General features: G+C 70.9%; 17 protein-coding genes and 2 pseudogenes. 16 read left to right on the forward strand and 3 right to left on the reverse strand.

Annotated features, from left to right (window positions below):
• Window positions 1-33: 33 nt before the first annotated feature.
• Complete coding sequence (locus CCZ27_RS07765) at window positions 34-384, reverse strand: VanZ family protein (RefSeq protein ID WP_096447057.1); 351 nt, start codon at window positions 382-384, stop codon at window positions 34-36.
• A 183-nt stretch (window positions 385-567) separates the two neighbouring features.
• Between CCZ27_RS07765 and CCZ27_RS07770 the strand changes: the two genes are divergently transcribed.
• A complete protein-coding gene (locus CCZ27_RS07770) occupies window positions 568-1,698 on the forward strand; it encodes a PQQ-dependent sugar dehydrogenase (protein ID WP_198363346.1) in 1,131 nt (376 codons plus the stop codon).
• 3 nt (window positions 1,699-1,701) lie between these two features.
• Here the strand turns inward: CCZ27_RS07770 and CCZ27_RS07775 are convergent.
• Window positions 1,702-3,255: pseudogene (locus tag CCZ27_RS07775) on the reverse strand (HDOD domain-containing protein); the annotation flags it as partial.
• A 291-nt stretch (window positions 3,256-3,546) separates the two neighbouring features.
• Between CCZ27_RS07775 and CCZ27_RS07780 the strand changes: the two are divergent.
• The gene (locus CCZ27_RS07780; protein ID WP_096447063.1) at window positions 3,547-3,915 is read left to right on the forward strand and encodes a diacylglycerol kinase; all 369 of its coding nucleotides are present in this window, start codon (window positions 3,547-3,549) and stop codon (window positions 3,913-3,915) included.
• A 59-nt stretch (window positions 3,916-3,974) separates the two neighbouring features.
• On the opposite strand, the gene CCZ27_RS07785 is transcribed toward CCZ27_RS07780, so the two are convergent.
• Window positions 3,975-4,421: a YcbK family protein gene (locus tag CCZ27_RS07785; RefSeq protein ID WP_332460900.1), complete on the reverse strand. Its 447-nt coding sequence runs from the start codon at window positions 4,419-4,421 to the stop codon at window positions 3,975-3,977.
• A 252-nt stretch (window positions 4,422-4,673) separates the two neighbouring features.
• Between CCZ27_RS07785 and CCZ27_RS07790 the strand changes: the two are divergent.
• The 14 genes and pseudogenes from CCZ27_RS07790 to CCZ27_RS07850 form a co-directional block, all read left to right on the forward strand.
• A pseudogene (locus CCZ27_RS07790) lies at window positions 4,674-5,953 on the forward strand (L,D-transpeptidase scaffold domain-containing protein); the annotation flags it as partial.
• Between the two features lie 57 nt (window positions 5,954-6,010).
• On the forward strand, window positions 6,011-6,220 hold the full coding sequence (locus tag CCZ27_RS24240; protein ID WP_232516596.1) for a hypothetical protein: 210 nt from the start codon (window positions 6,011-6,013) through the stop codon (window positions 6,218-6,220).
• Between the two features lie 52 nt (window positions 6,221-6,272).
• On the forward strand, window positions 6,273-7,505 hold the full coding sequence (locus tag CCZ27_RS07795) for a glycosyltransferase family 4 protein (RefSeq protein WP_096447065.1): 1,233 nt from the start codon (window positions 6,273-6,275) through the stop codon (window positions 7,503-7,505).
• Window positions 7,505-8,293: a UDP-2,3-diacylglucosamine diphosphatase gene (locus CCZ27_RS07800; RefSeq protein WP_096447067.1), complete on the forward strand. Its 789-nt coding sequence runs from the start codon at window positions 7,505-7,507 to the stop codon at window positions 8,291-8,293. The genes CCZ27_RS07795 and CCZ27_RS07800 overlap by 1 nt, the downstream gene beginning before the upstream one ends.
• 313 nt (window positions 8,294-8,606) lie before the next feature.
• Window positions 8,607-9,737 carry a pyridoxal-phosphate-dependent aminotransferase family protein gene (locus CCZ27_RS07805; protein ID WP_096447069.1) on the forward strand — a complete coding sequence of 377 codons (1,131 nt, stop codon included), beginning with the start codon at window positions 8,607-8,609 and terminating at the stop codon, window positions 9,735-9,737.
• An 89-nt stretch (window positions 9,738-9,826) separates the two neighbouring features.
• A complete protein-coding gene (purT, locus tag CCZ27_RS07810; protein ID WP_096447071.1) occupies window positions 9,827-11,026 on the forward strand; it encodes a formate-dependent phosphoribosylglycinamide formyltransferase in 1,200 nt (399 codons plus the stop codon).
• Window positions 11,027-11,258: 232 nt separating this feature from the next.
• Window positions 11,259-12,527, forward strand: coding sequence for a putative Na+/H+ antiporter (locus CCZ27_RS07815; protein WP_096447073.1), 1,269 nt, complete (start codon window positions 11,259-11,261; stop codon window positions 12,525-12,527).
• A gap of 295 nt (window positions 12,528-12,822) precedes the next feature.
• Window positions 12,823-13,116 (forward strand): hypothetical protein, encoded by a 294-nt coding sequence (locus CCZ27_RS23400; protein ID WP_157748487.1) that lies wholly within the window; start codon window positions 12,823-12,825, stop codon window positions 13,114-13,116.
• Window positions 13,117-13,139: 23 nt separating this feature from the next.
• The gene (locus CCZ27_RS07825; protein ID WP_096447077.1) at window positions 13,140-13,727 is read left to right on the forward strand and encodes a Pvc16 family protein; all 588 of its coding nucleotides are present in this window, start codon (window positions 13,140-13,142) and stop codon (window positions 13,725-13,727) included.
• A gap of 61 nt (window positions 13,728-13,788) precedes the next feature.
• On the forward strand, window positions 13,789-14,619 hold the full coding sequence (locus CCZ27_RS07830) for a hypothetical protein (RefSeq protein WP_096447079.1): 831 nt from the start codon (window positions 13,789-13,791) through the stop codon (window positions 14,617-14,619).
• A gap of 63 nt (window positions 14,620-14,682) precedes the next feature.
• Window positions 14,683-16,440: a phage tail sheath family protein gene (locus CCZ27_RS07835; RefSeq protein ID WP_096447081.1), complete on the forward strand. Its 1,758-nt coding sequence runs from the start codon at window positions 14,683-14,685 to the stop codon at window positions 16,438-16,440.
• A gap of 17 nt (window positions 16,441-16,457) precedes the next feature.
• Entirely contained in the window at window positions 16,458-16,901 is a 444-nt protein-coding gene (locus tag CCZ27_RS07840) for a phage tail protein (protein WP_096447083.1), read from the forward strand.
• A 24-nt stretch (window positions 16,902-16,925) separates the two neighbouring features.
• On the forward strand, window positions 16,926-18,518 hold the full coding sequence (locus CCZ27_RS07845; protein ID WP_096447085.1) for a phage tail sheath family protein: 1,593 nt from the start codon (window positions 16,926-16,928) through the stop codon (window positions 18,516-18,518).
• Complete coding sequence (locus tag CCZ27_RS07850; RefSeq protein WP_096447087.1) at window positions 18,518-19,036, forward strand: phage tail protein; 519 nt, start codon at window positions 18,518-18,520, stop codon at window positions 19,034-19,036. Before CCZ27_RS07845 ends, CCZ27_RS07850 begins: the two co-directional genes overlap by 1 nt.
• Window position 19,037 lies beyond the last annotated feature (1 nt).

The raw sequence follows: 19,037 nt of genomic DNA on the forward strand, positions 1-19,037 counted from the left end.
GATCGGAAAGGACGTAATGATACCGCGTCTGCCTCAGGCGGTGCGGCGCGGGCGCCTCATCACGGCCGGGAGCAGTACCAGCAGGCCGGCTGCATCGGCCAGCCAGTCCAGCGGATCGCCGACGCGGTAGGCGGTGAAGGACTGGGCGACTTCCATCGCCGCGCCGTAGGCGAGCAGGCCGAGCGCGAGCATGCCGGGGCGCTGCGGCCAGCCGGTGCGGCCCAGCAGCGCGAGCGCGGCGAAGAGCAGGGCGTGCTCGATCTTGTCCTGCCACGACACGACCTGCACGATGTCGGGCGCGGGGCGCAGCGCGAGCCAGAACATGAGCGGCAGCGCGGCGAGGAACAGCAGGCGGGCGGGGAACCGAAGGGCGGGCTTGGGCATCAGTGTTGCCATGCGGGGCGGGGAGGCAGGATTCTGCCATGCAATGCGCGGACCCGCCCTCCGGCCGGCTCCCGGCCTTTCGAGGGGAGGCCGGCCTGCCCGCCGTTCGCGGGATCGCCCGCGGGTCCGCGATGCGGCGGACCTGCGCTTCATGACCCGACGTGGAGTCTTTCGATGAACAGAATGCCCGTTGCCGCCCTGCTCGCCTTCTTCTGCACGGCGAGCTTCCTTCCGTCCGCCGGCACGGCCGCGGACATGCAGGTGAAGACCGAGGCCGGGCCGATCCGCGTCACCGAGGTGGCGCGCGGCCTGGAGAACCCCTGGGCGCTCGCCTTCCTGCCCGACGGCCGCATGCTGGTGACCGAGCGCGAAGGGCGCATGCGCCTGGTGTCGCCGGCGGGCGAGCTGTCGCAGCCGCTGGCCGGCGTGCCCGCCGTGCATGCGAGCGGGCAGGGCGGCCTGCTGGACGTGGTGCTCGGCCCGACCCATGCGGCCGATCGCCTCATCTACTTCTCGTTCGCGCAGCCGACCGCCGGCGGTGCGCGCACCGCGGTCGCCCGCGCGCGGCTGGACGCGGATGCGCTGCGGCTCGAGGACGTGCGGGTGATCTTCGCGCAGAAGGACGATCCGTCCGGCGGCAATCATTTCGGCTCGCGGCTGGTGTTCGGGCGCGACGGCAAGCTGTTCGTGACGCTGGGCGACCGCTTCAGCCACCGCGACCGCGCGCAGGACCTGGGCAGCCACCTCGGCAAGGTGGTGCGCATCGGGCCGGACGGCAGCGTGCCGGCGGACAACCCCTTCGCGGGCAGGGCCGGTGCCTTGCCGGAGATCTGGAGCTACGGCCACCGCAACGTGCAGGGCGCGGCGCTGCATCCGGTCACCGGCGCATTGTGGGCGCACGAGCACGGCCCGCAGGGCGGCGACGAACTGAACGTGCTGCTTCCCGGGCGCAACTACGGCTGGCCGCAGATCACCTTCGGCCGCGAATACGTCACCGGCCTGCGCATCGGCGAGGGCACCGCGCGCGCCGACGTGCAGCCGCCCGTGACGCAGTGGACGCCGTCGATCGCGCCGTCGGGCATGGCCTTCTATACCGGCGACGTGTTCCCGCGCTGGAAGGACAATCTCTTCGTCGGCGCGCTGAAGTACCGCATGCTGGTGCGCCTCGTCCTCGACGGCGAAAAGGTGGTGCATGAGGAGCGCCTGCTGGCGGACGCGGGAATGCGCATCCGCGACGTGCGCCAGGGCCCCGACGGGCGGCTGTGGCTGCTGGACGACACCAACGGCCGCATCCTGAGGCTGGACGCCCAGTGAGAATCAGGCCGACTGCTTGATCGCCAGCAGGGCCTGGTTGCGCAGCGTGCGCAGCAGCGCCAGTTCGCGCTCGGCGATCACGATGTCGCCGGCGTGGTCCTTGTCGGCGTAGATCAGGGCGACGGGCGTGTTCTTCAGCGTCAGCGGGAACAGCACGAAGGTCTGCGAGCCCAGCGCCTTGCGATACCACGGCGGGATGCGGCCGGCGATCTGCGGATCGTCGACGTCGCTGATCAGGATGTCCACGCCCTTCGCGGTGGCGACGTTGAACACGTCGTCGGGCTGGGTGGCGAGGCTGAAGCGCACGCCGCGGATCAGTTCGTCGATGTCCGGCCCGAAACCGAAGCGCCCCGTCATGGCGTTGCTGCGCGCATCGCGGATGCACAGCAGCACGTGCGTGAAGCCCATTGCGCGGTAGATGGTCTCGAGGATGATGCGCAGCACGTCGTTGAGCCCGAGACCCTCGATCAGCGCACTGGTGATGTCCTGGATGCCGGCGGTGAGCACGGCCTGGGCGTCGATGGGGGGGACCGCGGCTTCCCCGTCCGCGCCGGGGCCGTCCCGGCAGGGCTCGGCCAACTGGCCGGGCAGCGGCGCCTCGTGCGCGGGAGGGGCGCTGCCGCCGGTGCCGAGGTAGTGGTTCAACTGGCGGCCGATGCGCGTGGCGGAAAGTGGGACCTGGATGACCTGGGCGAGGCCGGCCAGTTCTCCGATCGAGTCTTCGAGCATTTCGCGCATCTCGTCGTCGGCCATGGGCAGCGCGTCCGCGAAGCGGCCGGCGATCCGGCGGATCTCGCGGTCGCGCTCCGGCGCGGGCAGGGAGGCGACCGCGTCGCACAACTCGTTGGCGCAGCCCGACAGCGCGCGCAGGTGTCCTTCCTGGCTGTCCGGCCGGCGTACGGGGCCGTCGGCGGGCCTGCGCATGCTGGCGACGATGACCGGCGGAAAGCCCCAGGCCCGCGCCAGGCCGGTGCCGAGGTCTTCGTAGCTCAGGCCGAGGACCTGCAGCGCGGCCACGTCCTCCCGGCAGCCGGTCTGCTTCATGACGCGGCGGATGTCCTCGCTCTCGTCGGGAAAGTAGTACTGCGACACGAGCCGGCCGAGATTGTGGAAGACGGCGCAGATGTACGCCTGCTCCAGTTCGCGCAGATGCATGCGCGTGCCGATCCTGCGCGCCAGCAGGCCGGCGAGGCAGGCGCGCAGGAATTCCTCCTTCAACTGCGCGGCGCCCGCCTTGCCCTGCAGATGCTCGAACAGCAGCACGGTGAGCGCGAGACTGCGCACCGCGTCGAAGCCGAGTACGATGACCGCCCGTGAAATCGTGCTGATGCTGCTGCCGGAGGGCCGGTAGTGCGCCGAATTGACGACCCGCAGCAGTTTGTGGGTGAGCGAGAAGTCGCGCAGGATCAGCTCGGAGAGCTGGCCGACGCTCTCCGACTCGCTGGCGGTGATGCGGTTGATCGCCACCACCGACGACGACAGCGCCGGGAAGTCGCTCCTGTGGCGCATGCGGCGCAGCAGGAATTCCAGCGCTTTCTGCCGTGGCTCCGCATGGGGTCCGGTGCCGCCAGCCGGCAATGCTCCGCCTTCGGAGCCGTCCGCGGCATGGGGCGGAACGGCGGGGTCGGGTTGCGGTGCGTCTGGACCTGGCTGCGTCATGGAAGGGAACCGGCGGCGTGGGAGTTCATGGCTGCGGCGCGCGGAAGCCGGGTTGCGGGCGGGCAGTGCGGCAGGCGCGGCGCCGGGCGCGGATTATTGCACAACCGCGACACACGGCCGTGCCCGCGGCCCGCTTCCGTCACGTTCACGTGGCATCATCCTCCACTTCGCTCGAACCGATGCAGATCGATGGAAAGTCCGTACAAGGGAAAGACCGGCCTGCGCCGGCTGTGGAACGCATTCCATTATTCGCTCGAGGGTCTGCGCGCAGCCTGGCGGCATGAGGATGCGTTCCGTCAGGAATTGCGGCTGGCGCTGATCCTGGTGCCGGCGGCGTTGTGGCTGGGGGAGTCGGGCGTGGCCAAGGCGGTACTGGTCGGCAGCCTTGCGCTGGTGCTGCTGGCCGAGTTGCTGAATTCGGCGGTCGAGGCCACCGTGGACCGCATCTCGCTCGAGAACCACCGGCTGGCCAAGCGCGCGAAGGACATCGGCAGCGCGGCGGTGCTGGTGAGCCTGTGCAACGTCGTGCTGGTGTGGGGGCTGGTGCTCTTCGGCTGAACGGGCCGCCGCCAGCGCGGGATGAACGCCCGCCGCCGCGGCCGGTCACAGAAACGGAGTCAGGCGGTGCGCGGACCCCAGGCGCGGACCGCGCCGGTGTCGATATGCACGAAATCGGATTCGGGGTAGTAGCCCACGCCGCCCAGGCCCAGTCCGATCGCGGCATCGCGCAGGCTGGTGGTCGGGACGCCGGGCAGGCGCACGTCGATCGCGCGGCCGTCCATGTGCAGGCTGCGCTTGGCGACGCCACCGCCGCCGGTCTTGCGCAGCATGTCGTTGGTGGCCGGCGAACGATAGGCGGAAATGATCTCGAAGGTTCCGCCGCCAAGGGTTATCCTGAGCGCATGCAGGATGTCGAACAGTTGCGGGTCCATCGCCTGGACCTCGCCGGTGCGGAAATCGCGCAGCAGCCGGTCGATGCGCTGCAGGGCGGGGGAAGGTAGCCGCGGCCGTCGTGGTAGACGATCTCGAGGCGTTCGTCGGTATGCGTGTGGCGGAACGACAATTCACGTTCGGGCGCCTTGCCGCCGGCGGCACGGGCGGTCGCGAACCGCAACCCGAGAGGCGCCGCGACGAAGCCTTTCAGCATCAGGCGCCGCCGCCGCAGGATGTGGCAGGGAGTGTGATTACGCATGGGAATATCGTTGCAGACACAAGCACTTGGCGAAGCACGCATCGTAGACGATGTGGCAATGCTATTGCGCAAAAATTTTCGCGCCTTGCGCCGCGTCGCGCTGTCCGCCTTCGGCGCCGCCGTGATGCAGGGCGCGGCCCTGGCGCAACCGGAAGGCGGGGAGCCGCTCGCACCGGTGGAACAGGCGATCGAACGCGAGATCGGCGCGCGGGGCGGCAGCGCCGAGGCCGAGGTGGTCCGCGCGGTCTATGAAGGGCGCGGCTTCCGGCCGGCGTGGTCGAGCGCCGAGCGCAGGGCGGGGCTGGTCGCCGCCGTCGAGGACAGCCGCGCCGACGGCCTGGAGCCGGCGGATTACCGCATCGCGCAACTGCGGGCGCACCTGTCCGCACCCCCGGACGATCCGGCGGCGCTGGCGGCGCAGGACGTGCTGTTCACCGACTCCCTGGCGCGGCTGGTCCGCCATCTGCGGTACGGCAAGGTGCCTCCCGCCTCGCTGTACTCGATCTGGAATTTTTCACCGCCCCCGGATGCATCCGTCCAGGCCCTGCGGCTGCAGTCGCTGATCGACGCCGAGCCGCTGCAGGCGGCGATTGCGCAGCAGGCGCCGCAGCTCGAAGCCTATGGCCGGCTGCGCGAGGCGCTGGCCCGCTACCGGACGATCGAGGGTGCCGGGGGATGGCCGCAGGTCGCGGCCGGCCCGACGCTGCGGCGTGGCGACAGGGGGGCGCGGGTGGCCGCGCTGCGGGCGCGCCTCATCGCCGGCGGCGACCTCGAGGCGGCCGGCGGGGAAGCCCGGGATCGCTTCGACGATGCGCTGGCCGCCGCGGTGGCGCGGTTCCAGGAGCGTCACGGACTCGGCGCGGACGGTGCGGCGGGCAAGGCGACGCTGGATGCGCTCAACGTCGGCGTGGCCGAGCGGATCGCGCAGATCCGCGTCAATCTCGAGCGCCTGCGCTGGGTGGCGGGCGATTTCGGGCCGGACCTGCTGCTCGTGGACATCGCCGGTTTCCGCGCCGAACTGCGCCTCGCGGACCGGACGGTGTGGGCGACGCGCGTGGTGGTGGGGCGGCCTTCGCGCGAGACGCCGTCGCTGCTGGACAGCGTCCAGCACCTGGTGCTGAACCCGAAGTGGGTGGTGCCGCCCACCATCCTGCGCGAAGACGTCATCCCGGGCATGCGGCGCAACCCCGGTTACCTGAATTCGCACAGGCTGAGGCTGGTGGACCGTTCCGGCCGCGCGGTCGACCCGTCGGCGGTCGACTGGAGCAGCCCGGGAGGCGGTTTCCCCTACCAGGTGGTGCAGTCCTCGGGCCGGACGGCTCGCTGGGGCAGATCAAGTTCGCGCTCGCCAACCGCTACGCGATCTACCTGCACGACACCCCCTCGCGCGCGCTGTTCAAGCGGCCGGCCCGCGCCTACAGCTCGGGCTGTATACGGGTGGAGAATCCGCAAGAGCTGGCGGTGCTGCTGCTCGGCGATCCGCAGCAATGGAACGCCGAGGCGCTGAAGACCGCGATCTCTTCCGGAAAGACGCGAACCGTGCCGGTGAGCCGCGACATCCCGGTCATGCTGCTCTATTACACGGCCGATACGGACGCCTCGGGCGCGGTCCGTTTCCGCAAGGACATCTACGGCCGCGACGGGCGGGTCCTGTCGGCGCTGTCATCGTAGCGACACTGGAATGTAACGGAGACGTCGCCTTTGCCGCCTAAGCTGCCGCGGCATGAAGACGCTCGAATTCACCACCGAGGAACTCTGCCTCGAGCCGCGGCTGCGCATCGCGCTCGTCACCGAGACCTACCCGCCGGAGATCAACGGCGTGGCCATGACGCTGCAGCGCATGGTGGACGGGCTGATCGGGCGCGGCCATCGGGTGCAGCTCATACGTCCGCGGCAGGCCCGCTCCGACGTGGCGCAATCCAGCGGCGACTATGAGGAAATGCTGTCGCGCGGCTGGAAGCTGCCTCGTTACGACGGCCTGCGCTTCGGCCTGCCGGCAAAGGCGGCGCTGGTGCGGGCGTGGAGCCGCCAGCGGCCGGACCTCGTGCATGTCGCCACCGAGGGGCCGCTGGGCTGGACTGCGATCTCGGCGGCGAGGAAGCTGCGCCTGCCGGTGACGTCGGACTTCCACACGAACTTCGACCACTACAGCGAACACTACGGCGTCGGCTGGCTGCGGCAGCCGGTCTCGGCCTACCTGCGCCGCTTCCACAACCGCACCGAAACGACCTTCGTGCCGACCGCCGAGATGGCGCGGGCGCTCCGCGCCCAGGGCTATGCGCACGTGGAGGTGGTGTCGCGCGGCGTGGATACCGCCCTGTTCTCGCCGGCGCGGCGCAATGCCGGGCTGCGCGCGCAATGGGGCCTGGAGCGGGACGACGTGGCGCTGATCAGCGTCGGCCGCCTGGCGCCGGAAAAGAACCTGCAACTGGTGCTGCGCGCCTATGCCGCGGTGCGCGAGGCATGCCCGCGGACGCGGCTGGTCATCGTCGGCGACGGCCCGATGCGGGAGGCGGTGGCGCGCGACTGCCCCGAGGCCCTGCTGTGCGGCATGCGCACCGGCGAGGATCTGGCGGCGCACTACGCTTCGGCCGACCTGTTCCTGTTCCCCAGCCTCACCGAGACCTTCGGCAACGTCGTGCTCGAGGCGATGGCGAGCGGCGTGTGCACGGTGGCCTACGACTACGCCGCGGCGGCAGAGGTCGTGCGCGACATGGACAACGGCCTTTGCGCGCCGAGCCGGGACGAGCCCGCCTTCATCGAGCGCGCGGTGCGTGCCGCCACCGATGGCGTCCTGCGCCAGCGGCTTGCCGCGCAAGGGCGCGCCAGCGCCGAGGCGCTCGACTGGGCGCGGGTGATCGACCACTTCGCCGGCTCGCTGATCCGCGTCTGGCGCACCGCCGCCGCAGTGCCGGCGGAGGCGGTGGCGGCCGAGCACCTGAGAATGGAGCGCTGATGCAGAAGGTCCGCGCCGTCTTCATCTCGGACGTCCACCTGGGCACCCGGGCGTGCCAGGCGGACCGCCTGATCGCCTTCCTGAGGGAATACGAGTCCGAGTACCTCTACATGCTGGGGGACATCGTCGATTTCTGGTCGATGAGCCGCAGCATCCAGTGGGCGGGCGCGCACAACACGGTGGTGCAGAAGATCCTGCGCAGGGCGCGCCGCGGCGACAAGGTGATCTTCATCCCCGGCAACCACGACGAGGCCCTGCGCGAATACGCCGGCATCGCCTTCGGCGACATCCGCGTGGAAAGCGAATGGGTGCACCAGGCCATCGACGGCCGGCGCTACTGGCTGATCCACGGCGACGAGTACGACCAGGTGACCCGCCACCACCGCTGGGTCGCGGTGCTGGGCGACGTGGCCTACAACGCGCTGGTCCGCATGAACCACCTGCTGTCGCGGGTGCGGCGCCTGCTGCACGTCCCCGGCTACTGGTCGCTCGCGGGCTATGCCAAGCAGAAGGTGAAGCGCGCGGTCAGCTTCATCTTCGACTTCGAGGACGCGGTGGCCCACGCCACCCAGCAGCGCGGGCTGGACGGCGTCATCTGCGGCCACATCCACTGGGCGGCGGACCGCCAGATCGGCCGCATCCGCTACCTCAACTGCGGCGACTGGGTCGATACCTGCAGCGCCATCGTCGAGCATTACGACGGCCGCATGGAAGTCGTCAACTGGAGGCAGTCCGCCGAGGCATCCGATCGTGCGGAACGGCTGGACTCGCTGACGACGGCGCCGTAGGATGCCGCGCGTTTCCGGCCCACCGGCCCGGAGCGAACCGGCAAAGCGAACAAGAAACACCCGACCGTCGCGATCCGACGCGTCCGGAAACGGGTGAAGGAGACACTTCGGCCGCAAGGCGCCGCCTTGTCCGGGAAGGAAATGCAGCGCGGCACGCGCCCGGCGGAGAGGCTGCCGGCGTGCCGAAGCGAAGCAGGACACAGCGACGGGCGGGCCGGTGCGGTCCGCCCGTTTTTCGTGGTTCGCTCCCCGGCCGAAAAGCCGTTCGCATCGGTTACGATCACGTACCTCGTTCCTTCCAGCGGAGTTGCCTGTGACTGCCTTGCTATCCAACGTCGATCCCGACGGGCTGCTCGAATACTCGGTGGTGTACACCGACCGCGCGCTCAATCACATGTCGCAGCGCTTCCAGGGCGTGATGAGGGACATCTCGGCGATCCTGAAGCAGGTGTACGGCGCGAAGTCGGCCGTCATCGTGCCCGGCAGCGGGACGTTCGGCATGGAGGCCATCGCGCGCCAGTTCGCCACCGACCGCAAGTGCCTCGTGATCCGCAACGGCTGGTTCAGCTTCCGCTGGACGCAGATCCTCGACATGGGGCGCATCCCGGCCGAACAGACGGTGCTGAAGGCGCGCCCGAACGGGCCTGGCCCGCAGGCGCAGTTCGCACCGGCGCCGATCGGCGAGGTCGTCGCCGCGATCCGCGAGCAACGGCCCGACATCGTCTTCGCCCCCCATGTGGAAACCGCCTCCGGCATGATGCTGCCCGACGACTACCTGCGTGCCGTCGCCGGCGCGGTGCGCGAGGCGGGCGGGCTGTTCGTGCTGGACTGCATCGCCTCCGGCACGCTGTGGGTGGACATGGCCGACATCGGTGTCGACATCCTGGTGAGCGCGCCGCAGAAGGGCTGGAGCGGGTCGCCGTGCTGCGCCTTCGTGATGCTGGGCGAGCGGGCGAGGGCGCGCATCGACGACACCACCAGCACCAGCTTCGCCTGCGACCTGCGCAAGTGGCTGCAGATCATGGAAGCCTACGAGGGCGGCGGCCACGCCTACCACGCGACGATGCCGACCGATGCGCTCGCCCGCGTGCGTGACGTGATGCAGGAAACCCGGGACTACGGCTTCGACAGGGTGCGCGGCGAGCAGCGCGAACTCGGCCTGCGCGTGCGCGCCGCGCTGGAGCGCAAGGGCTTTCGCAGCGTGGCGGCGGCCGGTTTCCAGGCGCCCAGCGTGGTGGTCAGCTACACCGACGATCCCGACATCCAGAGCGGCAGGAAGTTTGCGGCGCTCGGCCTGCAGGTGGCGGCGGGCGTGCCGCTGCAGTGCGACGAACCGGCGGACTACCGCAGCTTCCGCATCGGCCTGTTCGGCCTGGACAAGCTGCACGAGGTCGAGCGCAGCGTCGCACTGCTGGAACGGGCACTGGAGCGCCTGGCGGGCTGATCCGGCCTGCCCTGCCGAGGGGCCGCCGGAGCTGCGTCGCGCTTGCGCACCGGTTGCGCAACCCGATGGTCTTGAAGGAATACCCACCCATGAGATTCGGTACCCCCCTGTCCCCCGGCGCGCTCAAGGTCATGCTGCTGGGTGCCGGCGAACTCGGCAAGGAAGTCATCATCGCACTGCAGCGGCTCGGCGTGGAGGTGATCGCCGTGGACCGCTATCCGGATGCGCCCGGCCACCAGGTTGCGCACCGGGCGCACGTCATCTCGATGACCGACGGCCCCGCGCTGCGCAACCTGATCGAGCAGGAAAAACCGCACCTGATCGTGCCCGAGATCGAGGCGATCGCCACCGACATGCTGGCCGGGATCGAGGCCGAGGGCCTCGCCGAGGTGATCCCCACCGCGCGCGCGGCGCGCCTGACGATGAACCGCGAGGGCATCCGCCGGCTCGCCGCCGAGGAACTCGGCCTGCCCACCTCGCCGTACCGCTTCGCCGGCTCGCTGGACGAACTGCGCTCCGCCATCGACGGCGGCATCGGCTATCCGTGCATCGTCAAGCCGGTGATGTCCTCCTCCGGCAAGGGGCAGTCGCTGCTGCGCGGCCCGGACGACGTGGAAGCGGCCTGGGACTACGCCGCCGCGGGCGGGCGGGTCAACCAGGGCAGGGTGATCGTCGAGGGATTCGTCGATTTCGACTACGAGATCACGCTGCTCACCGTGCGTGCACGCGGCGAGGATGGCGAGGTGGGGACCTGGTTCTGCGAGCCCATCGGCCACGTCCAGGTGGCGGGCGACTACGTGGAATCCTGGCAACCGCAGCCGATGAGCGCGGTGGCGCTCGCCGAGTCGCGCCGCATCGCCGCGGCGGTCACCGGCAACCTGGGCGGCCGCGGGCTGTTCGGGGTCGAACTGTTCGTCAAGGGCGACAAGGTGTGGTTTTCGGAAGTCAGCCCGCGCCCGCACGACACCGGGCTGGTGACGCTGTGCTCGCAACGCTTCTCCGAGTTCGAGCTGCATGCGCGCGCCATCCTCGGCCTGCCGGTGGATACCGCGCTGCGCGAACCCGGTGCCTCGGCGGTGATCTACGGCGGCATCGAGGCCGCCGGCATCGCCTTCGACGGCGTGGCCGAGGCGCTCGCCGTGCCGCGCAGCGACCTGCGCCTGTTCGGCAAGCCGGAATCCTTCGTCAAGCGCAGGATGGGCGTTGCGGTGGCCAACGGCGAATCCATCGACGAGGCGCGGGAACGCGCCAGGCTCGCGGCGAGCCGCGTGAGGCCGGTGGCCGGCTGAGCGCCGTCCGGACGGCGGGTAGGGCGCGGCGGGCGCCCGCCACTCCGCCGTCGGCCCATGCTCCGAGGTGCCGTCGCAGCGCGGCGCCGATGCCGCGAAGCCCGCGGGCGAAGTCCGGGATGCATCACCGCGCGCAGTGCGGCCGGATGCGTCCGATGACGCCGCGGCGCGGCTTGTGGGGGCCGCAAGTGTTGAGTTATCGTCCGGGGCCCTTTCGTCGCCAAGCCCCACCATGTCCGGATTCGCACCGACTGCCCCCGAACTCGTCGCGACCGTGCTCTTCGCGATCGCGGTGCTGCACACCTTTTCGACCAAGTTCTTCGCCAGGCTGGCCCACCTGCAGCCGCGCCATGCCGGCCTGTGGCATCTGCTGGCCGAGGTCGAGGTCGTGTTCGGCTTCTGGGCCTTCATCCTGATCCTGGCGATGTTCCTGCTGTCCGGCAAGAACGCCGCGGTCGGCTACCTGGACGGGCGCAACTTCACAGAGCCGATGTTCGTGTTCGTGATCATGGTGATCGCCGCCAGCCGGCCCATCCTCAACACCGTCGTCAACATCGTCAGCCTGCTGGCTGCGGCCATCCCCATCCGGCGCGCGGTGGCGATGTACTTCCTGATCCTCGCGCTGGTACCGATGCTGGGCTCCTTCATCACCGAGCCGGCAGCGATGACGCTGGCCGCGCTGATGCTCAGGGAGAATTTCTTCCAGTACCAGCTCTCCAACCGGCTCAAGTACGGCACCCTGGGCCTGCTGTTCGTGAACATCTCCATCGGCGGCACGCTGACCCATTTCGCCGCGCCGCCGGTGCTGATGGTGGCCGGCAAGTGGGGGTGGGACGCGCTGTACATGTTCTCCCACTTCGGCTGGAAGGGTGCGGTGGCGGTGGTCTTCAACGCGCTGGTGCTGACCTGGTTCTTCCGCGCCGAGATCGGCGAGAAAGGGCATGTGCATGGCGATGCCGGTTCGCACCGCGTGCCTGCCGTCGTCGCCGGCATCCACATCCTCTTCCTCGTCGCGGTGGTGGTGTTCGCGCACCATCCGGCGGTCTTCATGGGCCTGTTCCTGTTCTTCATCGGCTATACCGAGGCGTACAAGCAGCACCAGGACAGGCTGATCCTGCGCGAGGGGCTGATGGTCGCCTTCTTCCTCGCCGGGCTCGTGGTGCTGGGCGGGCTGCAGCAATGGTGGCTGCAGCAGACGCTGCTGGGGGTCGAGCCGACGCTGCTCTATTTCCTGGCCACGGGGCTGACGGCGATCACCGACAACGCGGCGCTGACCTACCTCGGCTCGCTGGTGGAGGGCGTGACGCCCGAATTCAAGTACGCGCTGGTGGCGGGCGCGGTCACCGGCGGCGGCCTGACGATCATCGCCAACGCGCCCAATCCGGCGGGTGCGACCATCCTCAAGTCGAGCTTCGACGACGAGTCGATCAGCGCGCTCGGCCTCTTCCTCGCCGCCGTGCCGCCGACCTGCGTGGCGATCCTCGCCTTCCAGGTGCTGTAAGTCCTTTCGGACGTCCGGGGCACGAACGGGCCGGCCGCCAGGGGCCGGCCCCGTTTCCCTTTGCGCCTTCCGTCGGGCGGGGCAGATTCGACCCGCCGCGGCATGGCCCGACCCACACCCGCGCAATCCGGCGGGCGTGGACGACCTCCTGACCGGATGCCCGTTCCGAGGCGTCGATACCGTCGATACGGTGGGTCGCGGCCGACCCGGCGGCGGTGCGCCGCTCGCGTCCCCGTTCGCCCCGGACCTCGCTGCCGGCGGGGATTCCGGCGTGTCGGCGGCGGTGGCCCGAGTCTTGCATAGGACCTCCAGGACGGAACTCGGAGCCGGCGCCATGCTCGGTGGCAACCTCTCGAGGGTGACGCGGGCGATCCAGGGCTATTTCGCCAGTCATCCGGACGCGGCGGACAGCGCGGAAGGCATTGCGCGCTGGTGGCTCGTGGGCGAGGGCGTGGTGGCTTCCGAGGACGAGGTGAAGGCGGCGCTTTGCGTGCTGGTGGAGCGGGGGCTGGTGCTGCCGCGGCGCATGCCCGACGGACGCCTGATCTATGCCTGGGCGGGCGGTCGCGACCCGGGCGGGACGCACTGAAGGGAAACGGTACGGGACGGGCGATGGCGAACGTATTGGGTGTGCACTCGGTCGGCAGCTCGATCGCGACCTTCCTGCGGAATACCTATCCGCAGGACGTGGCGGGCCAGGCCATGCCCGCCTGCGAGTTCAGCCTGATGAGCGCCGGCCAGCTCGCCGGCGAGATGGAGGAAGGCAACCGCATCACGCTGTTCCTGTACCGCATCTCGGTGAATGAACACAGCCGCCAGAACGCCCATCTGCGCGCGGCCGACGCGGGTGCGGGGCCGCTGGGGCTGGATCTGCACTACCTGATGAGCGCCTGGGGCATGACCGCCCACGAGGAACAGGTCGCCCTGACCTGGGCCCTGCGCCAGTTGCACCAGTATCCGGTGCTGGACGTGTCGTCGCTGTCGCCCGAGGCCGGCTGGGCGGCCGACGAGGTCATCCAGATCGTGCCCTCCGAGCTGTCAACCGAGGACCTGATGCGCATCTGGGACGCACTGACGCCGTCGTACCGGCTGTCGGTGTCCTGGGTCGCGCGGCTGGTCCGGATCGATCCGGACGTCGACGAGGCCGAATTCCGCCCGGTGGTGGCGAGCCGCTTCGCGTTCGGCGAGGAAGCGCGATGAGAGTGCTCCCGCCCGGCCGCCCGCAGGAGAGCGCTCTTCCTCCCCTGGGGAGGGTAGTCCGGTGAGCACGCGCGAACTGCGGGAACTCGAGCGGCTGGAATGGCGGGTGCTCGGCGCCCTGCGCCCGGTCGACGGCGTCACCGGCATGCCGCTGCGGGCCGCGGACGGCACGGTGCAGGTGGAGGCGGCGGGGACGCGCATCGTGCGCAACCGCAGCGGTTTGTTCGTGATCCACGCATGGGAACGGCTGGCGGCGTATTCGCGGCATTTCGATCTTCCGCCGGAGGACCCCGCCGCCGGCAGCGAAGTGCTGGAACTCGTCGTGCGCGACCTGTCCGGCCGCTACCTGCCGCGCCTCGTCGGCATGGCGCTGCCCCGCGATCCGGAAGGGGAGGCGGGGGATTCGCTCTTCGCCCCGCTGGACGTACCGCTGTACCCCGCGCCGACGGCCGGCCTCGGTACCAACTGGTGCGCGCTGCGGGTCAGCGTGTTCCGCAACCCTCCCGGCGATGCCGGCGGGCCGGGCGATGCGCTCGGCGGCGCGCTGCTGCGGGTGGTGTCGGGCGGCAGGGTCGTCGCCCGCGGCCTCACCGACTGGCGCGGCGAAGGCCTGGTCCCGGTCGCCGGCGTGCCGGTGACGACCTGGTCGGAAGAAGAAGGCGCGGTGGTGGTCAGCAGCATCGCCGCCACCGTCGAAGTGTTTTTCGATCCTGATGCCGGCACGCGCGTGAGCCGCTCCGCAGTGGCGGCCGGCCGGCCGCCGGCGCGGCTGCCGCTGGTGGACCCGGATGGCCTGGAAGCGCGCCGTGCCGCCCTGCCGGCAGCGCGGCGCGACCTCAGCCTTGCCGCGCGGGGCGCGCCGCACCTGAACCTGGGCCTCGACCTGCCATGAGATCGGAGTCCGTTTCCCTGGGCGTGAATACGGCCCAGCACGCTCGATGAAAGGAGACCAAACATGCCCGAGTACCTTGCACCCGGCGTATATGTCGAGGAAACCAGCTTCCGCGCCAAGTCCATCGAAGGCGTGGGGACCAGCACGACGGCCTTCGTCGGCGCGGCCCGCAAGGGGCCGTACCGCACCGACCAGGACGCGCAGGAGGTGCCCGAACTGCTCACCAGCTTCGGTGATTTCGAGCGCATCTACGGCGGCATCTCCGACCTCGCGCTGACGGGCACCGATCCCGCCACCAACTACCTCGCGCATGCGGTGCGCGCCTTCTTCAACGAGGGCGGCTCGCGCCTCTACGTCTCGCGCGCGGTGGGGGCCGACGCCGCCGCTGCCGCGGGCGACGTGACGCCCGGCGGCACCGCGGACGACGAGGCGGTGCGCTTCGTCGCGCGCTTTCCCGGTTCGCTCGGCAACGGCCGCGTCGTGGTGCGCGAGGTGCTCGCCCCGGTGGCGCTGCCGGCGATGCAGAACGCGCCCGCCGGCACGCTGCTGGTGACCGGCAGCGGCGGCACCACCGCCTACCACCTCAAGGTCGGCAGCGAGTGGCATCCGGCCACCGACCCGGCCGCCGCGGCGGAATCGGCGGCGACGCTCGCCGGCGACACGCCGCGCATCGTCACGCTGCTGGCGGTGGCCGTCGATGCGGACGGCGAGAACCTGAGCTTCGAGGGCATGGGGTTCGACCGCACGCATCCGGCCTGGGTGGGCCATCTGATGTCGGCCACGCCCGCGCGCCGCGCCGACCACCTGCAGAACATGTTCGCCATCGGCGTGGGCGGCAACGTCAGCGCGCTCGAACTGCGCAATGCCCTGTTCGCCGGGGCGGCGGCCAATGCCGCGGGCGAACTGGAACGCAGCTTCGCGCTGGCCGGCGGGGGAGACGGCGCCGCGCCGGCGGCGGCCGACTACGCGCTGGCGCTGGGCGAACTGGCCAGCCTGGAAGACGTGTCCATCGTCGCCGCGCCGGGCGCGTCCGCCTACGCCGACGCGCAGGCGGTGAACAACCTGCTGATCTCGCACGCCGAGGCACGGCGGGCGTACCGCATCGCGGTGCTGGACCTGCCGCCGGCGCAGATCCCCGGCCAGGCGCGCACCCTGCGCGGGCTGATCGATTCGCGCTATGCCGCGGTGTACTACCCCTGGGTGGTGGTGCCCAACCCGCTGGCGCGGCCCGGGCGCGAGGACATCCCGCGCGAACTGGCGCTGCCGCCGTCGGGCTTCGTGTGCGGCATCTACGCGCGCAACGACATCGAGCGCGGCGTGTGGAAGGCGCCGGCCAACGAGGTAGTGCGCGGCGCGCTGCGCTTCGAGCTGGACATCAATTTCGCCCAGCAGGAAATGCTCAACCCGATCGGCGTGAACTGCCTGCGCTACCTCTCCGGGCGGGGCTTCCGGGTGTGGGGCGCGCGCCTGGCGTCGTCCGATCCGGAATGGAAGTACGTCAGCGTGCGGCGCTACTTCAGCTACCTGGAGTCGTCGATCGACCGCGGCACGCAGTGGGCGGTGTTCGAGCCCAACGGCGAGCGGCTGTGGGCCAACGTGCGGCAGACGATCTCGGACTTCCTCTACAACGAGTGGCGCAACGGCGCGCTGCTCGGCACCAAGACCGAGGAAGCCTACTTCGTGCGCTGCGACCGCAGCACCATGACCCAGAACGACCTCGACAACGGTCGGCTGGTGTGCCTGATCGGCGTGGCGGTGATCAAGCCGGCCGAATTCGTCATCTTCCGCATCGGCCAGAAGACCGCCGATGCCAGTGCCTGAGCGAGGGGGACTGAATCATGGCTGAACGCATCACGCCCTATGGCGCCTTCAACTTCATCGTCAACTTCGATGGCGGCGAGGAGTTCGGTGGATTCTCCGACGTGTCGGGCATCGGCACCGAGGTGACGGTGGCCGAGTACCGCGCCGGCAACGACAAGGAGAACCACGTGCGCAAGGTCGCCGGCGTGCACAAGGTCGGCGACGTGACCTGCAAGCGCGGCATCGTCAATTTCGACAGCCTGTGGGCCTGGATACAGCAGACCCGCAGCGACGGGCCGGCGGCGCAGAAGACGGTCGCCATCACGCTGATGGACGAGGCGCGCAAGCCGGTGCGCACCTGGGTGCTGCGCGGCTGCATCCCGATGAAGTACACCGGCCCGACGCTGGCCGGCAAGGGCGGCACCGACGTGGCGATGGAAGAGATCGTGCTGTCGGCCGAAGGCTTCGAGATCCAGGCCTGACGCCGCCGGCACCCGGAATCCGCCATGTACGGCCTGCGCTTCGAGACCGCGGCTCTGCCGCTGCGCCCGGACCCCAACCGGGTCGACGTCGCCTGCTTCATCGGCTACGTGGCGCGGCGGCCGGGCGCGCTGCCCGCCAGCGTCATCGACGGCCTGGCCGCGCAGCGCTGGCTGGTGCGCGATGCATCGGCCCCGCGCGGCTGGGTGCCCGGACCGTGGCGGACGGATGCGGACGGGATCGAGGCGCTGCTGCAGGTGCCGGTGGCGGTGGACAACTGGGCCGCCTTCGATGCCCTGTTCGCCTGGGACGAACGGCCGGTGCGGGCGGGCGCCCCGCGCCGCTGCGCCACCTACCTGGGCGCCGCGGTGCGCAGCTTCTTTGCGCATGGCGGCCGCCGCGCGGTGGTCGTGCGCACGGGCGATCCGTGGCCGGTGCTCGAAGCGGCCGGCGGCAGGGCCGCGGCACGCGGGGACAGGCTCGCGGCGCTGCTCGCCCCCGAGGCCGCCGCGGTCGACCCCGCCACCTGGCGCGGCCTGGGCCACCTGTTCGGCCTGCCCGAAGTGGCGCTGGTCGCCATGCCCGACCTGGCGGACGCATGCGCGGACGACGGCGAAGTGGTGGACGTGGCCGTCGAGGCACCGTCGTCGCCCGAGGTGTTCGTCGAATGCAGCGACGGCGGCGAGGCGGGCGTGCAGGAGGACGTCGGCCTGCGCGACCTGGCGCCGCCGCGCTGCGACGGGGCGGGCTTCGAGGCATGGCGCGACGCGCTGGCCGCCGCCCGGGCGCGGTTCGCCACCCACCACCGCGAGATGGAACTGGTCGCCGCGCTGCCGCTTCCGCACGCCGGGGTGCGCAGCGTCGAGGTGTCCGGCACGGTCTGGGCCCAGGCCGATTTCGCCGCCTGGCTGGAGCGCGCCGAAATCCTGCGGCACGACGCCGACGACGATCCGCAGGGGCGGCCGCCGGCCGCCTTCGTGCAGTTCGGCTGGCCCTGGCTGAAGACGCGGCACAGCGGCGATCTGCCGGCGCTGCTGGAGCCGCCCGACGGCCTGCTGGCCGGCCTGCTGGCGCGCAATGCCCTGTCGCGCGGCACCTTCCGTTCGGTCGCCGGCACGCCGCTGCCGGCGGTCTACGGCAGCGAACCGGTGCTGGACTGGAGCGGCGTCGCCGGGACGCCGTCCGACCGGCTGGCGGCCCGGGTGTGCGTGGCGGCGTCCGGCGCCGACGGCTGGGCGCTGCGCTCCGATGCCAGCGCTTCCGACGTCGAGCCGTGGCGCGCGGGCGGCGTCAGCCGGCTTTTCGGCGCCATCCTGCGGGCGGCGCGGCGGGCGGGCGAATCGGCGCTGTTCGATGCCAACGGCCCGGCGCTGTGGAGCCGCGTGCGCCGCAGCCTCGAACAGACGCTGCTGGCGTTCTGGCGCGAGGGCGCGCTCGGCGGCGCGACCGCCGACGAAGCCTTCGCCGTGCGCTGCGACCGCAGCACCATGAGCCAGAACGACCTCGACAACGGCCGCGTGCGGGCCGAGATCGCGGTACTGCCGGTGGCGGCGGTGGAGCGCATCACCGTCGTCCTGGAACTGACCGGCGCCGCGCTGCCGGCGCGGGAGGTGGCGTGATGGCCGATCCGCTGAGCCGGGAACAGCAGGAGCGGCTGGACTTTGCGCCGCTGCACGTCTTCCGCTTCCACGTCAGTTTCCGCAAGCAGGCACTCGGCCACCGGCCGGCCGGCGATACCGAGGTGCCGATCTGCCAGGGCGCGTTCTCCGAATGCACCGGGCTGGAAGCCACCATGGAGCCCAAGGTGATCAAGGCCGGCGGCTCCAACTACGGCGCGGCGCAGCGTGCCGGCCCGGTGACCTTCGCCACCGTGGTGCTCAAGCGCGGCATGACGAAGACGCGCGACCTGTGGAACTGGTTCGGCATGGTCGGCGGCGGCGCCTACGCCTACCGGTTGATGGTGGAGATCGAGATGCGCAACGCCCGCGACGAGGCGGTGGTGCGCTGGGCGCTGCGCCGGGCGATGCCGGTGAAGTTCAAGGCGGCCGACCTCAACGCCAAGGGCAGCGAGGTCGGGATCGAGGAACTGCACCTGGCGCACGAGGGCCTGGTGCTGCTGCCGGTGAGCGGAGGCTGAG

The organism is Thauera sp. K11 (assembly GCF_002354895.1).
In the GTDB taxonomy this organism is placed as follows: domain Bacteria; phylum Pseudomonadota; class Gammaproteobacteria; order Burkholderiales; family Rhodocyclaceae; genus Thauera; species Thauera sinica.